At 60.9% G+C, this 16,399-nt stretch carries 5 protein-coding genes; 1 reads left to right on the forward strand and 4 read right to left on the reverse strand.

Going from position 1 to position 16,399, the window contains the following annotated elements:
* The first annotated feature begins 144 nt into the window (after positions 1-144).
* Positions 145-12,636 (forward strand): filamentous haemagglutinin family protein, encoded by a 12,492-nt coding sequence (locus F8N44_RS25390; RefSeq protein WP_150652225.1) that lies wholly within the window; start codon positions 145-147, stop codon positions 12,634-12,636.
* On the opposite strand, the gene F8N44_RS32330 is transcribed toward F8N44_RS25390, so the two are convergent.
* From F8N44_RS32330 to F8N44_RS25410, 4 genes are all read right to left on the reverse strand, one after another.
* Positions 12,534-13,052: a type II toxin-antitoxin system RelE/ParE family toxin gene (locus tag F8N44_RS32330; protein ID WP_412071551.1), complete on the reverse strand. Its 519-nt coding sequence runs from the start codon at positions 13,050-13,052 to the stop codon at positions 12,534-12,536. The two genes, F8N44_RS25390 and F8N44_RS32330, sit on opposite strands and share 103 nt — an antisense overlap.
* Positions 12,958-13,152, reverse strand: a complete 195-nt coding sequence (locus F8N44_RS25400; RefSeq protein ID WP_150652226.1) for a stability determinant — start codon at positions 13,150-13,152, stop codon at positions 12,958-12,960. Before F8N44_RS25400 ends, F8N44_RS32330 begins: the two co-directional genes overlap by 95 nt.
* A 486-nt stretch (positions 13,153-13,638) precedes the next feature.
* Positions 13,639-13,998 carry a DUF6124 family protein gene (locus F8N44_RS25405; RefSeq protein ID WP_150652227.1) on the reverse strand — a complete coding sequence of 120 codons (360 nt, stop codon included), beginning with the start codon at positions 13,996-13,998 and terminating at the stop codon, positions 13,639-13,641.
* Between the two features lie 650 nt (positions 13,999-14,648).
* Positions 14,649-16,399, reverse strand: a 1,751-nt coding sequence (locus F8N44_RS25410; protein ID WP_412071552.1) for an Ig-like domain-containing protein, incomplete at its 5' end; no start/stop codon positions are given.

Below are 16,399 nucleotides of genomic sequence, written 5' to 3' on the forward strand. Positions count from 1 at the left end.
CGCTCTTGGTCCGCGAATACTCCCCCAACATGAAGTTTGTGTGACATCCGTTCGGTCGTGCCCCTCGCCAACCGCCTATGACGTAACAGCAGGTTCTTGCTTGCCTGCGGCCATGTGTGGCAATCAAAAAAGGATCTCGTAGTGATGCTCGCTCGCCCATCCCGTCGTACCAGCGTTCAGCCCTTCCAGCGTGAAGCCGTGGAGCCGGCGCTGTGGCTGCTAAAACCGTTGGCGCAGGCCGTGGCGTTGTGCCTGGTGGCGGGCAGCGCTCAGGCGCAGACAGCGTTCAGTTCCAGCTGGTTTGCCGCCAAGGGCGCCGCGCAGCAGGCGGCAGCAGCACGGCCGAGCGTGGGTGGGTTGCCAGGGATGACGCCGCCATTGGCCCAGCAGCAAAAGGCCAATGCGCAACTGCAGCGTTCGATCCAGACCCTGAACAACACCGTTGCCGCGATTGCCGCACAACAAGCGGCGCAGGCGGCCGGACGCGCCGCTGCGCTGGGCACGGTGCAGGTTGTGCCCGACGGGCTGGGCGAGGGCGGTTTGAAAGTCGATAACAGCCTGGCCCAGGGTTGGCAGAACGCCAAAGGCCCGCAACAGACCCAGGCCGACGGCAAGACCACCGTGAAGATCGAGCAAACCGCCGACAAGGCAATCCTCAATTGGGAAACCTTTAACGTCGGGCGCAACACCACGGTCGAATTCGCCCAGCAGTCGAACTGGGCAGTGCTCAATCGGGTCAACGATCCAAATGCGCGGGCCAGCCAGATTCAGGGGCAGATCAAGGGTGACAGCACGGTGATGCTGGTCAACCGCAACGGCATCGTCTTCAGCGGCAGCAGTCAGGTCAACGTACGCAACCTGGTGGCGGCGGCGGCGAATATCTCCGATATCCAGTTCCGCGATCGTGGGTTGTACTTCGACAGCACCGGCACGCAGCCGACCTTCACCGATGCCGCTGGCAAGGTGTTGGTGGAGCGCGGCGCTTCCATCGCAACCCGCCAGCCGGCCTCGTCTACCGCTGCCGGTGGCTATGCTTTGCTGCTCGGCAGCGAAGTGCAAAACGACGGCAGCATCAGTACCGCCAAAGGCCAAACCGTGCTGGCCGCTGGTGATCGTTTCTACATTCGCAAAGGTTCGGGCACCGAGGGTAATGCGCTGTCCACCACCTTCGGCAACGAAGTCATCCCGGGCTTCAAGGCCGGCGCGGTGACGGGTAACGTCACCAACAACGGCATGATCCAGTCTGCCACCGGCGACATCACCCTGACCGGTCATGATGTGGTGCAGAACGGTGTGTTGCTCGCGAGTACGTCAGTGGCCACGCGCGGCACGATTCACCTGACCAATCCGAGCACCGATAACAATGGCAGCGTCACGCTGGGGCAGGGCAGCGCCACGGCCATCATGCTCGACAGCAGTGATCTCAGCGCCCTCGACAGCCAGCGCGACGCGAGCCTGAGCAATGTCAGCGCGAACAACCGGATCCGTGGCGACCAGTCACGCATCGAGCTGCAGAGCGGTGGTACGGTCGAGTTCCAGAGCGGTTCGATCACCCTGGCCACTGGCGGCCAGGTCGCGGTCAGTGCACAACGCCGCAGCCTGGTGCGTGACGGCGCGATGATCGATGTGTCCGGTGCCCTCGGCGTCAAAGTGGCGATGGAAAACAACAACATCAAGATCAACGTGCAAGGCAACGAGCAGCGCGATGCTTCGGTGAATCGCGAGAAAGGCGCGCTCAACAGCAATGACATCTGGGTCGATGTACGCGAGCTGGTTTATGTGCCGGCAGGCACCAACGGTTATGCCACCGATCGCTGGTACACGGCGGGCGGTTTGCTCGAAGTCGGCGGTTATCTCGGTACGCAAGGCCACAGCGTTGGCGAGTGGATGGCCCAGGGTGGCACGGTGAGTTTTACCGGCAACGACGTGGTCACCGAAAAGGGGTCGCTGATCAACCTGTCCGGCGGCACCCTGGATGTGCAGAGTGGCGAGATTCGCCAGAGCTGGCTGCGCGGCGCAGATGGCAAGTTGTATGAAGTGTCGCGCGCGCCGGGGGATCTGCTCTACAGCGGGCTGTACAAAGGCTATGAGGACAACAGCGAACGCTGGGGCCAGACGAACTACTTCTACAATCCGCTGATCGCGCCACGCTCACGCTTCGAGTCGGGTTACACCGTCGGCCGCGACGCCGGGCAACTGGTGATCGCCACGGCCAACGCCGTACTCGACGGGCAGATGATTGGCGAGGTGTATCAGGGCGAACGGCAAAATCAGGCGGCCAAACCGGTACTCGATGGCTACGAACAGAGTCAGACCGCACTGGCGCGGCGGGCGCAGTTGATCGTCGGCAGTTATGACCCGACCTATGTTGCTGCTGCGAGCGGCTTGTTGTACTCGCTCAATCCGACGCTCGACCAAGTGCAGATTGGCGGCGAACGTCCACTTGCTGGCAGTGATCTGGACCTGGCCGGTGCGGTGTCCGATGCGCGCAAGGGCACGTTGTATCTCGATAACGATCAACTCAATGGCTTCCGGCTCGGTGCGCTCAAGGTCGCGGCCAAGGATCAGGTCGTCGTCGACGGCGCGCTGACGGTCGATAGCGGCGGCGACATCACCCTGTATTCCCCGGACGTGCAGATCGACGCAGACCTGACCGCGCGTGGCGGTAGCGTGCGCCTGGGCAACGTGCTCAATCAGTTCCTCAGCAGCGATACCGCTGACACTCGGCTTACGGCGAAGGTCGATAAGGCCACGCAGGTAAAAGTGGCCGACGGTGTGCGACTCGATACCCGTGGCGTGTGGAGCAACCTGCGCACCAACCCGGACGACGGTGCGAGTCTCGCTTACTTGAATGGCGGTCTGCTGTCGATCCGCAGCAGTGGCGATATCGATATGGGTGCGGGCAGCTTGCTCGATGTGTCTTCCGGCGGTGCCGTATTGGCCAACGGCAAGACCCGCGGTGGCAAGGGGGGCGATTTGACGCTGGAATCCAGTGCGATTTCGGCGCCCGGTAAAACGCACCTCAACCTTGCGGGCGATTTGCGTGGCTACGGTGTCACGGGCGGCGGCACGCTGACGGTACAGGCCAACAAAATACTCGTCGGTCAGACCGACAAGGTGCTGGCCGACAACACCCTGCAGCTGTCTGCCGATCTGTTCAGCAAGGGCTTTTCCGCCTACAACCTCATCGGCTTGAGCGGCCTGGACGTTGCCGACGGTACGGCGATTGATGTGAACATGCCGGTGTACCGTTTCGCTGATGCCGCGCCGAATCAGGTCAGTGGTGTCGACCCGCAAACGGCGTTGGAGTTGTGGACGCCAACGTTGTTCCAGGAAAACCCGACCAAGGGCCTGCTTACCCAACGCGGCGGCGCCAGCCTGACGTTGCAGGGCGGCGCCAGTCTGATCGGTTTGATCGATGCCGCCAACAGCGCGTTGACGCTGGGTCGCGGTTCGCGCATCAGCGTTGATCCGGGGCAGAGCATCAAACTGCGTGGTGCCGGGCAGATCACGGTGGAAGGTGAACTGAATGCCTGGGGCGGGACGATTGATATTCGTCAGCAGCAGTTGGGCGCGATCAACCCGGGCACCTCCAATCAAGTGGCGGATTCGAATGCGCACAACCGTTCGATCTGGATCGGCGAGCAGGCCGTACTGGATGTCGCCGGACGCGCCAATACAGCCATTGATGTTCTGGGGCGCACGTACGGTCAGGTCGGCAAGGGCGGCAGCATCATCATCGGCGGCGAAATAGACACGAAACTGGCGACGGCCACAGCGGCCGATGCCTATGTCATCGTGCGCCAGGGCGCTCGACTCGATGCGTCCGGCACCGAAGCTGTTGTCGATATCGCCGGTCAGGGGCCGACCCGCGTCGCAACGGACGGCGGGCGCATCAGCCTGAGTTCCTACAACGGCTTGTTCGTGGAGGGCAGCTTGCGTGCGGCGGCCGGAGGTGTCGGCGCTGCCGGTGGGCGTCTGGAGTTGGCGCTTGAGGCCCCGTTGTACATGGACTCGGCAAGCAATGCGGTGCGTGCTCCAAGGGAAATCATTATCGGCCAAGGCCCAGGGGACGCGCGGTTGTCCGCCACTCTGCGGCCGGACGAGGGCGCCGACAGTTTGCGCTACGGCCAGACGCGCCTGAGTGCCGATGGATTGATGGCCGGCGGTTTCGACAACCTGAGCCTGCTGAGCAACGGCTTGCTGTCGTTTGACGGTGACGTCAATTTGCACATGAACCAGAGCCTCAATCTGTATGCCGGGGCGCTCTCGCTGGCAGAAAATTCCAGTGATGCGGCACGTATCGATTTGCGCGCGCCGTACCTGCGCCTGTCCGGTGTCGGTACTTACTTTGAAGCCCCCACCATGACGCGGCCACGGGTGACCCTCAATCCCACGAACCGACTGTCGCAGGCCTCGTTCAATGCCTCGGCGAACCTGCTGGATGTGGGCAACGGGCTGTCGTTCGGCACCCAGGGTGCGATCTTGCAACAGCAAGGACCTGCCGTTGCATACAGCCGCCGGGCATTCGGCCTGGTGTCGCTCGACAGCAGCGGTGACCTGCGTTTCCTCGCGCCCAATGACCGTGCCGAAAAAACCCGCCTGTGGACCCCGGGTGACTTGAATCTCGGTGCGGCGCAAATCTACCCGGCCACGGGCGTCCAGGCCGAAGTGCGCGCCGGCTATCAGGGCGCTGATCGGGCGAACGAACACACCCTGCGGATCAGCGGTCGCGGCGCGGCACCTGCGGCGGTGCCTTACTCGGTATTCGGCAGTTTGAACCTGACCGCGGGCACCATCGAGCAGGGCGGGGTCATCCGCGCACCGTTGGGCCTGATCACCGTGGGTGACGATGTCCTGACCACCACACATGAGGTGCGCCTGTTGCCGGGCAGCGTGACGTCGGTCAGCGCCGCCGGGCTGGTCATGCCTTACGGTGGCACCACCGACGGCATCGACTATCGCTACAACGACAAGTCGGTCGTCTTGAATGGCATCACCGGCGAAACCAATGGCGTGGTCGTCAACTCGCAATACATCGATGTACAGAGTGGTGCGACCCTCGATCTGTCCGGTGGCGGTGATCTTCGCGGCGCCGGTTTCGTTTCCGGGCGTGGCGGCTCCACCGATGCCCGTCTCAATCCGCTTGTACGCAACGCCGCTGACGGCACCTTCAGCTTGCCAGGGCTTGCAAGCAATCCGGTCTACGCCATCGTGCCGGGCAATCAGAGCGTCTATGCACCGGTGGTGGCAGGGGCCTCTGCAGTGGATCCGCGTGTCGGCCAGCAGATCACCCTTGGCGCGGGCGTGCCCGGTCTGGCAGCCGGCACCTACACCTTGTTGCCCTCCAGCTTTGCCCTGTTGCCGGGGGCATTCCGAGTGGAAGTCAATGGTCAGGCGACGCCGAGCGGGACGACGCGTGCGCTGCAACTGCGCAACGGTTCCTGGACCAGCAGCGGGCAGATGTCGATTGCCAATACCGGTTTGCATGACAGCCTCGCCAGTCAGGTGATTGTGACGTCTGCCGATGTGTTGCGCCGCTACTCGCAATACAACGAAACCAGCCTGACCCAATTCATTTACAGCGATGCCGCACGACGGGGCGTGCCGCGTGCGTTGGCACCCATGGATGGCAAGACGCTGGACTTGCGTCTGAACACCGGTGGCGAACAAGACATTGCTTTGCTGTTCAACGGGCAGGCGTTGTTCAAGGCCGCCGAGGGGGGCTCGATCGGCACCGCTGTACTGCGCGGGGGCAATGCTGGCGCGAATTTTGAAATCCTCGGCGCAGGGCATACGCCAACCCCTGACTTCAATGGCGTGTCGGTCTACGCCGACACGCTCAACAATCTCAATGCCGGACGCCTGAGCATCGGTGCGATGCCGAAGGTCCAGTACAACAACTCGGCCAACATCATCGGTTTCGTTGGCACCAGCACCGACATTGTTTTACGTGAAGGGGCGATCCTTTCCGCGCCGGAAGTGCTCTTGCGCACCACGTCGACCCTTGGCGGCATCACGGTCGAGGCCGGGGCGGGGATCAATACACTGGGACGGGGCGATGTGGCCTACGACTCAACGGCGGGCTTTTTCTATCAGCCTGACCAATCCAGCCTGTTGCTCGCTTCCAACGGTTGGACCCACGTTCTGGCGCCGAAAGCGGCCAGCGGCATTTCCGGCGGCGGCAGCATACGCATCGGTGTCTGCACAACGGCTGTGTGCAACAACCCGGCCATCCTTTATTCGAATGGCAGTCTGACGGTCGCCACAGACAATCAATTCGAACTCGACGAAGCGGTGCGCTTCGGCACACGTCAGTTGGCGCTTTCGGTCGGCTCGGTCAACGCCGGCAGTGCCGAGGCGCTGGCAGCGGCAGGCAGTCGCGTACCGGCAGGGTTGATGCTGAACCAGAACGTGCTCAATCGACTGCTGCGTGGCGATACGCAGTACGGCGCACCGGCGCTGGAAACCCTGAGCCTGACCACGCGCGATGCTTTCAATTTCTACGGCAGCGTGAGCCTCGACACCCTCGATCCGCAGACCGGCCAAAGCAAACTGCAGAATCTGCTGCTGGCCACCCCGGCGATTTATGGCTGGGGCGATGCCAGTGATGTGGCGAGCATCCGCACCGCCAATTTGATCTGGAATGGCGCCACGCAAAGTCCTGGCGGCGTGATCACCGCTGGCGCCGGTACGGGCAGCGGCACTCTGGACATTCAGGCACAACGCATCGAGCTGGGTTACGGCCCGATGCCGCAAGCGAGCGGCCTGGATCAGAACAATCGTCTGGCGCTGGGTTTTGCCAACGTCAACCTGACGGCCAGCGACCGCATCACCGCCAACCACAAGGGCAGCCTCGCGGTGTATCAGCAGCAGGGCGCTTACGACCCGCTCACGGGCTATAGCTACAGCGGCGGTAACCTGAATCTGCGTACGCCGTTGCTCACCGGTGAAGCCGCGTCGGTCAACCTGCTCAAGGCTGGCAACAATCTGACGCTCAGCGGTGGTGGTGCTTCCGGGGTCGCGGAGGCGTTGGGCGCAGAACTCAATCTTGAGGCACGCAATATCGTGCTCGACAGCCGCATCGCTTTGGCCAGCGGCAAACTGACGGTGAAGTCTGAAGAGGATCTGAATCTCGCCAGCGGCGCGGTGCTGGATCTGGCCGGGCGTACCTTGCCGTTCAACGACGTGAAAAAATACAGCTGGGGCGGCGATGTGTCGCTGTACAGCGCCAACGGCAATATTCGCCAGGCGGCGAGCTCGCGGATTGATCTGTCGGCGAAGAACAATCAGGCCGGCAACCTCAGTGCCATCGCTCTGGCCGAGGCGGCCGGAATCGTTGATCTGCAGGGTGAAATCCTCGGCGGCAGCAGCGGTTACTACGACGCCGGCGGCACATTGGTGCCGTACAAGGCCGGCGGCGTGGACATTCGCGCGCAGCGCCTCGGCGGTGACGCCTCAGAACAGTTTGCGGCGCTCAATCAGCGCCTGAACGCCGGGCAAGTGTTTGGCAGCCGCAGCCTGCAACTCAAACAGGGCAATCTGCTGATCGGCGATGGCCTTAAGGCCAGCGAGGTCAATGTCTCGGTGGACAACGGCAGCCTGACCGTGGCGGGTCTGATCGACGCCAGTGGCGAGCGCGTCGGCAGTATTCGCCTGGCGGCGAAAAACGCGCTGACCCTGGCCGGTAACAGTGTGCTCGATGCCCATGGTCGCGTGTTGCGTGTCGACAGCTACGGCAAGATCATCGATGCGCCGAACCGGGCCACGGTCGAACTCAACGCCGGCGATGGCGTGCTTACGCTGGCCTCGGGCGCGCGGATCGATCTGCGTCACGGTACTGACGCAGTGCCCGGCTATCTGGCGGGGCAAAACGATGGAATGCTGCGTGGCACGCTGGAGCTGAACGCGCCGCGTCTGGGCAGCAATGACATCGCCATCGACGCCAGTGGTGCAATGACCATTCAGGGCGCGCGGTCCATCGGCCTCAATGGCGTGCGCCGCTATACCGATGCTCGCGATGGAACCGATCAGGCGGTCACTGGCCGACCGTATCAAGTCATCGATCAGGCCATGCTCGATCGCATTCACGCTGATAGCGACACCTTCATCAATGCAGCGCTCAATAACAGTGATCTGCTGCAACGCAAACTCGCCGGGCTGAATAACGCCACCTACGCCGACGCGTTCCACCTGCGCCCGGGCGTGGAAATCGCCAGCAAGACGGCTGACGGTGACCTGGTGGTGGAGGGTGATCTGGATTTGTCCGGTTACCGTTACGCCAGCCTGAATCCACACACGCGCCTGAATCCGTCGATCTACGGGTCAGGGGAGGCCGGCAGTCTGATCATTCGCGCCGGTGGCAATCTCGACATCTACGGCAGCATCAACGATGGCTTCGCACCGCCACCGGAAACCCAGGATGACGCCGGCTGGAAACTGATTGCCGGTGTGCAGCCGTTTGGTGGCGACCTGATCGTGCCGGGTAGCGGAGTTTCGCTGGCCGAAGGCACGCAATTCCCGATAGGCGCCACCCTCAATTACGACGTGACTATCCAGGGCGCGGTTTTGGCCAGTGGCACGTTGTTGCCGACGCAGGCGGTGCTGGGTGAGGCGTACACTTTCAGCGCGGGCACTGTGCTGGCGGGGGCGATTCACGACCAGAACGGTAACCTGCTGTACGCTGCCGGTACGCTGCTCAGCGACAGCGTGACGCTGCCTGCCGCAACACGCCTGGGTGCCGGCATTCGATTGAACAAGGCTACTGCCCTGCAGGCGATGAACTGGCCCAAGGGTGTGCCGTTGCCAAGCGTTTACAACGCGGATCTGATTACCTTCTCCGGCGTGAAATTAAAGGGCGAGCTGGCCTTGCTGCGCGGTTCGCTGATTCCGTCGATGACCGATGTGAAGCTCGCCGAAGGCACTTCGCTGATCGAATTGCGTCCGTTCAACGGCACACAACAAGGCAAGAACTGGGCGGTGGCCAGCATGCTACCGTCGGGCAGCGCTTCGTGGTCGATGCGCGTGGTGGCCGGTGCAGATCTGGATGCTGCCGACAGCCGTGCGGTTAAACCGCTGACCCCTGAAGGTCATCTGCGCTTGGCGGACAGTCATTACGGCGTCAACATCACGACCGCGGCGGGGAAGCTTGTCTGGGCACCCGATAACCCCTTCTTTACCCCCTACGAGCCAGTGCCTGATGACATGCTCGAGTATTGCCAGCAGATTGCCGACTTGTGTGTACCCATGGCCCGTTGGGTCTGGGCGCCAGGCAGTGGAGCGGGGCCGGACTACGAGCCGGTTCCCGAAGAAGCTCAATTCATTTGTGATCTACAGCCGGAACTGTGTATCGGCAACAATCCCGGGAAAACGGCCAAAGCCCATACGCAGATGTTCAGTGTTTTACGCACCGGCGCGGGTGATCTCGACCTCATCGCTGCAGGCAATCTGAGCATGGATTCACCGTTCGGCGTGTATACCGCCGGCACACAGTCAGCGGATATCGATCCGCTCTATAACCAGCCGCGAGGGCATCTTTCGGATAACAATTCGGTGTTGGGCACGGCCGGTTCCGCTTATGAAAAATGGGTCGACGGCGGTAGCGCCAGCCTCTATCAGGCCTGGTATCCGCAATTGGGCGGCAATTTGAACATCAATGCCGGTGGGTCGATTTCCGGAGATTCCGTCGGTGCGAAAACGCAATCGTTGAATGGTGGTTTCCGCGAGCAGATCGCCAGTGCGTCAGTGGGCAGCTGGCTGTGGCGCCAAGGCACGGGCAACCCGGATGTGCCCACGGCCTGGTGGATCAACTTCGGCAGCTACGCCACGCAGTTGCTGACACCTGACGGTAATACCGAACCGTATCTGATGGGCTTTACCGGATTCGGCACCCTGGGCGGCGGTAACATCAGTCTGCGTGCCGGTGGCGACGCCGGCATGCTCAGGCCGTTGGGCGATGCGGGTAATTATCCGCGCAGCCAAGGACTTATCGTTGCCGTAGGCAGCACCGGACGTGTCGCCAACGATGGCAGCGTGCAGATGACCGGCGGCGGCGACATGGACATTCGCATTGGTGGTGCACTCAACCCTTCGCTGCAGGCGCGGGCCGGAGACAACGGGACCGGGCAACCCAGACATGACCTGCAAGGTGCACTGATCAATTTGCGTGGCGCGGCGCAATTGACAGGAGGGGCACTGGGCGGCATCAACCTGCAATACGGTGCCTTTTCCCGGTCGCATGATGTCCGCGAAACCCGCCCGCTGGATCCATTCAGCTCGACCACCAGTAACGCCTCCGGTGGCCTGGTGCTGATTCCCGGCGACTCGGGCATGAGCCTCAGCACCCGTGGTGACCTGGTGCTGGGCGGCGCGGGCGATCCCGGTCGTGTGGGCCTGTTCAATGCCACGCCACTTCTCGACAACAACGGCAATATCCGTACTGGCGGTATCCTGAGCGGCTTCTCGCTATGGACCGATCACACTGCAATCGATCTGTTTTCCGCCGGAGGCAATCTCACTCCCAGCACTCAATTGGCCGAGGCCGATTCGAGTCTCGCCCCTGTGAGCGGCGCCAATTCGTCGCCCACCGATGGACGTTTTGTGTACCCGTCGATTCTTCGGGCTGTGGCTGCCCAGGGGTCGATTTACGCCGGTCCATCGGCGGCGTACAGCGAGCGCGACTTGTCGCGGACAACCGCTTATTCACTGTTATTGGCCCCTTCGACATCCGGACAACTCGAACTGTTGGCTGGCGACTCCATCTACGCCGGCGGCTACGCGATCAATCAGTCAGGTGCAAGCCCGCTGGCCATCGCCACGCCGTTCAGGCCGTCATTCCTCGCCTTTGCCAGTAATAACCCGAACACGCCACTCAACAGCAACTACGGCAGTGACGGCGTTAAACCGGACGGCAATTTGCGTTATCCATTATTCGCTTATGGTGCCGACAGCTATTCCGGTTTGAGTGATGTACAGGGGCCGGCACGGTTCTATGCCTTGACCGGCGACCTGGTGGGGATACGCAGTGGCGAAACGTTGAATTTCGCTACGTCGAAACGCACCTGGTACGAAGCAGCGGGCTCCGTCTGGATGATTGCCGGACGTGACATCGTGGCGTCCGGGACCAACCTGGGCCAACCGACGACCGTACAGCCCGATGAGATGGGCGTGGGTCGGGAGAGCATCACCTCGACCGGCAACCTGTTCGTTCATAACGATCCGCGAGATGTATCGCGGGTGTCAGCAGGTCGCGACATTCTCTACAGCAGCTTCGATATCGCCGGCCCCGGCACCCTCGAGGTCAATGCCGGGCGCAACATCCTCATGGAGGACCGGGCCAGCATCACTAGCCTTGGCTCGTTGTTGCCAGGTGATCAGCGACCAGGCGCGAGCGTGGTCTTGCAGGCTGGCGTCGGCGCGCAGGGGCCGGATTATTCACGGTTCATCGCGCGCTACTTGAACCCGCTGAACGTCGCCAGTGCGGATGCCTCCCTCAGCGCGCAACCGGGCAAAGTGGTCAAGACTTACCTCGACGAGCTGCAGAGCTGGCTGACCCTCGGTTACGGCTTCAGCGGCAACGCCGAACAGGCGCAAGCGTTCTACGCCGCGCTGCCGAGCGCCGAACAGGCGATCTTCGCGCGGCAGGTGTACTTCGCCGAACTGCGTGCCGGTGGCCTGGAATATAACGATGTCGACGGCCCGCGCAAAGGCAGTTACCTGCGCGGTCGCAACGCCATTGCGGCGCTGTTCCCGAGCACCGATGTGGCGGGCAATCCGATTCGTTACGATGGCGATATCACGATGTACGGCGGGGCAGGGGTCAAGACTCTGTTCGGCGGTGACATCCAGATGCTCACGCCGGGGGGCGGTCAGGTGTTTGGCATCGAAGGCGCGGCGCCACCGTCCACCGCAGGGATCATCACTCAGGGCTCGGGCAACATTCAGCTCTATTCGCAGGGCAGCATTCTGCTCGGTCAGAGCCGGATCATGACCACCTTCGGCGGCTCGATTCTCGGCTGGTCTGCCGAGGGCGATATCAACGCCGGTCGCGGCTCGAAAACCACCGTGGTCTACACCCCGCCGAAACGGGTTTACGACACTTGGGGCAACGTCACACTGTCGCCATCGGTGCCAAGCACCGGCGCGGGTATCGCCACGCTCAACCCGATTGCCGAAGTGGCACCGGGCGACATCGACCTGATCGCGCCACTGGGCACCATCGATGCCGGCGAGGCGGGGATTCGTGTGTCGGGCAACGTCAACATCGCCGCGCTGACGGTGGTCAACGCTGCCAACATTTCGGTGCAGGGCAAGGCAACGGGTGTGCCGGTGGTGTCGGCGGTGAATACCGGGGCGATTACTTCAGCCAGTTCCGCTGCGTCGTCGGCGACGCAAGCAGCAGAGGACGTCGCCCGTCAGCAGCAGGCTGCAGCGCGGCAGAATCAGGCGTCGGTGTTCACCGTGCAGGTGCTGAGCTTCGGCAACGAACAACTCGCGCCATCGCGTGATGGTGCCAGCCGTGCACCGGCAGCGGGTTACAACCCGAACAGCCCGGTGCAGGTGTTGGGCGCCGGGGCGCTGGATGAACAGGCGAAACAGCAGTTGACCGAGGAGGAACGTGGGCAACTGACGTTGTAAAAGACTCTCGTGTAGTACTTTTGGGCGGCCGGTTGGTCGCCCTTTTTTTTATGTCGATGAGGTAGTGGGTATTGTTGTCGAGTGTGGACTAAGGTCAGTATTTTGATGCGCCTGTTCACTCGATAGACCAGCAGATAGTTCGGATGAATCACCATCTCACGAGTACCAGGCACTCGGCCAGGTCGGTAACCGTAAGGTATTGATGAAAGCCGTTGTGCTGCCGCACCAACCTTGTGTCTTAGCGAAATTGAAGCGTTGGTGTTGTGTTGCTCGATGTACTTGAAGATGTCAGCCAGTTGACGCGAGGACTTGCTGCTCCATTCAAGCAGCAGAGCGACGCTTCCTGCGCATCTCTTCCAGCATCTGGTCGAGCATCGCCATAGCCTCATCATGGGGAATACCAGGACTAGGATCATCGAGTGCATCCTGTACTTCTGCACGAAACCAGCGATCGTAGCTCTCGGCCCCTTCTTCGGATTCGAAGTCAGAGTAAAACGGGGAAAGTAATATGCTCATAGTGATCTCCGTGATCAATCTCGGCAGTTTAAGGGGGAATGGCCCATTGTCGTCACTGGCTGACGATGCTCCCCATGAGCCCTTGGGGTTCCATGGGATAACGGAGCCCAGTATCTGCAGGCGCACCCTTTAAATCTGCCAGACGTTTCCCTCTGTTGTCCGGTAATCTCGACCGCCGCTGTAGGCGTATTCCACCTATGCATTTTTCATATTTACTGCCTACAAAGCCGGCTGTGTTTTCCTACAAAGATAAATAAATCCGTCCCCTGTCCCTAAAATCCCCCGATATTGAGCAATCGATCGCAAAGGCGCTGAAGCGCAAAAACCGCCGCCCCGATTCAACGGAGCAGCGGTTTCTTTCTGATCGTTCCCACGCTCTGCGTGGGAATGCCTCAACGGACGCTCCGCGTTCGGCTCTGGATGGGACGCAGAGCGTCCCGGGCTGCGTTTCCACGCAGAGCGTGGGGACGATCACCGAGGGGCGCGCTACTGCGGCAACTCCAGATTATCCATCACTCGATTCACCGCCAGCTCGCCGAGCATGATCAATTGCGCAATCCCCAACAGCGTCCTGCGCTGTGAAGCGGGGATGAGGTGGGCGAAGTCATGGGCGATGGTTCGGGCTGAGGCGAGTGTTTCGCTGGCATCGGCCAGCAGTTCCTCGTTTTTGAAGTCGGTGGTGACGGCGTACATCCGGCGGGTTTTGCGTGGCGGTGGGGTGGAGCCGGGTGGGCAGAGGTAGTGATCGAGGGCGCGGTCGGCGGCTTCGTGGAGTTTTTTTGAATCGAGGGATTCGTAGGGGGAGGTGAGGTCGGTTTCGGGCGGGTTTGGCGTTGGTTTGATCATGGTGAAGCTCCTGAGGTTATGGAGCCACTCTTTCCCTGTCGCTAAACAGGTGAAGGTGGCAGCTGTACGCAGGTTAGCGAACCGGTCACAGGCACCCCGGTAGACCCAAAGGTCTCCCGCATACAGCCGCCATAACGTAATTGCGGGCGAAGAGTCCCACAACGAAGCCACGAACGCTGATGCACTGAGATGGTCCGGGTCGCTAAACCCGATCGCTGATTCGTCAGCGACCGATCCACAATAGAACCCGAGCCCAAGGTGCACAAGCCGGCGGATTCTGGCGTAGCTGTAGGCAATGGCGCAAGAATTTGTAGCCTGAAAGGCGTGTCTGAAGGTGTCCTTTAAACGCCTGAGTTTAAAAGGCGATTTGCGCTGACTTCACTGGCCCCTTCGCGAGCAAGCTCGCTCCCACATTTGGAATGCGTTTCCCTGTGGGAGCGAGCTTGCTCGCGAAAGGGCCATCCGGGTCAGCAGAATAAACCTCGATCAAGCCCCGCTGTTCAAATCATTGGTTAAATAAATCTGTCCCCTTTGTAGTGTCCCCTTTCTTCGTCCCTTTCTTTTGCTTCCTGAGAGAATCCAGCCGAAGCCTGCTATCTTTTTGATTTGAAAAGCGGGAAACGGAATCTGGCTCCGTTCAGCCATGGCTGTCAGTCCGGGATGGTTATCATGCAAGTGCCCAAGGTTGACGAGTGAACGCACCCGGTCCATGTCGATCCATCCAAAAGATATCCTTGATTTTGATGTGTCGTAGAACCACCGCATCCGGCGGGATTAGGCGCGTACCCCCAATATATTTTATGAATATCTTGATATCCGGTGTAATCGCCTATTACGTCTGATGAGCGAAAAAAAGGGGCATATCCTGGATTTGTTTGTGCCCATGCGAAGGCCTGTGCATGGGTCATCTGCGTTCTATTCCAAAGGAGTCTGCGTTTCTGGTGCGCGACCGTGACCTCGATCACCTTGGTTTGACCAACTGAATCCCGAATCGTGATCGTGGCAGTACCTGTGATTAGTCCTCTGATGTCTCCGTTACTATTTACTGTTGCGATTTCCGGCTTGGATGATGTGTAGGTAATGGGGGGGGTTCCGCCTGTGGCATTTCTGGACGTCAGGGAGTGAGGAGGTATTGCGCCGGTCGGTCTCCAAGGCAGTCCTGTACCTACGATCGATAGTGTTTGCCAAGATAATTGGATCGGGGTGACGTCCACTACAAGTTCGGGACCCACGGTCAGTGTCCTGACCGCCGACTCCGCCCCCGTGCCATACAAGGCCTTGGCCTTAAAGCTGTGCGCAGCCACACTCAGGCCTGAAACCAGCCGCTCCCATTTGCCTGTTGCGGGATCGGCAGTCGCATTGCCTTTTGAAGTTGCACCGTCGAACACTTCGATTTGCTGACCTCTGGCGGCGACGCCTGACAGTTTTACTGCGGTTTCTACCGTGAAACCTGCATTAGGGATTTCGGCATCGCTCACCGAGCCCTTCACGGAGGTCAGTGTCGGGGCGGTGGCTTCGGTCACGGTCAAGTTACGCACATTCGAATACAGCGGATTGCTGGGATAACTGGTGGTGTTGCTGGCCGCCCGGAAGATTTCGTAGTGCACCTGCACTTTTTTCCCGCGATCAGGCTCGATGTGCTGCGCCACAAACGCCGCGTTCAGCGGGAAATCGACGTCCTTGTCCTTGGACAGTGCGTTGAGGTTTTTAAAGTCGGTAACAGGCTCATTGCCTTCTACGATCCAGAAATAAGTGACGATATCGTTGGCCTCGCTCGGAACAGCCACCGGCCGTGGGGCGGTGAGTTTGCTGGTGCCACCGGGCAGGTCTTTGGGTTCGAGCACGCCATCTTTTTCACCCAGCACGATGGGTTTGACCAGTTCGCGTTGCGGCTCACCAACGTTCAACAGCGCCGCGTGCAGGGAAGCGCGGCGGGTGATGGTGCCGTCTTCATCGGTCAGCAGGTTGTACGACAGATCCAGCGTGCCGCCCTCCAGGGTTTTGCCATGTTTGCCCTCGATAGTGATGATGAAACCGTTGCGGTCATTGGCCTCGTCTTCAGTCGGGAAATACCAGTCCAGTTCCGGATCGTAGGTGGTCAGGTCGGACCGGGTGCCGAACCATTTCAGTTCGATCGCGTTGTCCGGGGTGATCAGCGGGTCGTAGGGAATGCGGATGCGGTATTCGGTGAGGTCGGGGTCAATTGCGCCACCGCTCTTGTCGAGGGCGATGGGCGCGGCCAGGCGCGAGGCCTCGCCGATGATGCTGTAGGCGCGCGACTTGGATTGGTAGTTCTCGATTGGAACGCCCGCGCGCAGCACTTGGTAGGAATACATCGCCGTGCGTTTGGCCAAGGCGCGCAGGGTACTGTTTTTGTGCGGGATCGAGATCCGCGCCGGTG

The sequence above is a fragment of the Pseudomonas fluorescens genome, from assembly GCF_902497745.1.
Lineage (GTDB): Bacteria > Pseudomonadota > Gammaproteobacteria > Pseudomonadales > Pseudomonadaceae > Aquipseudomonas > Aquipseudomonas fluorescens_BM.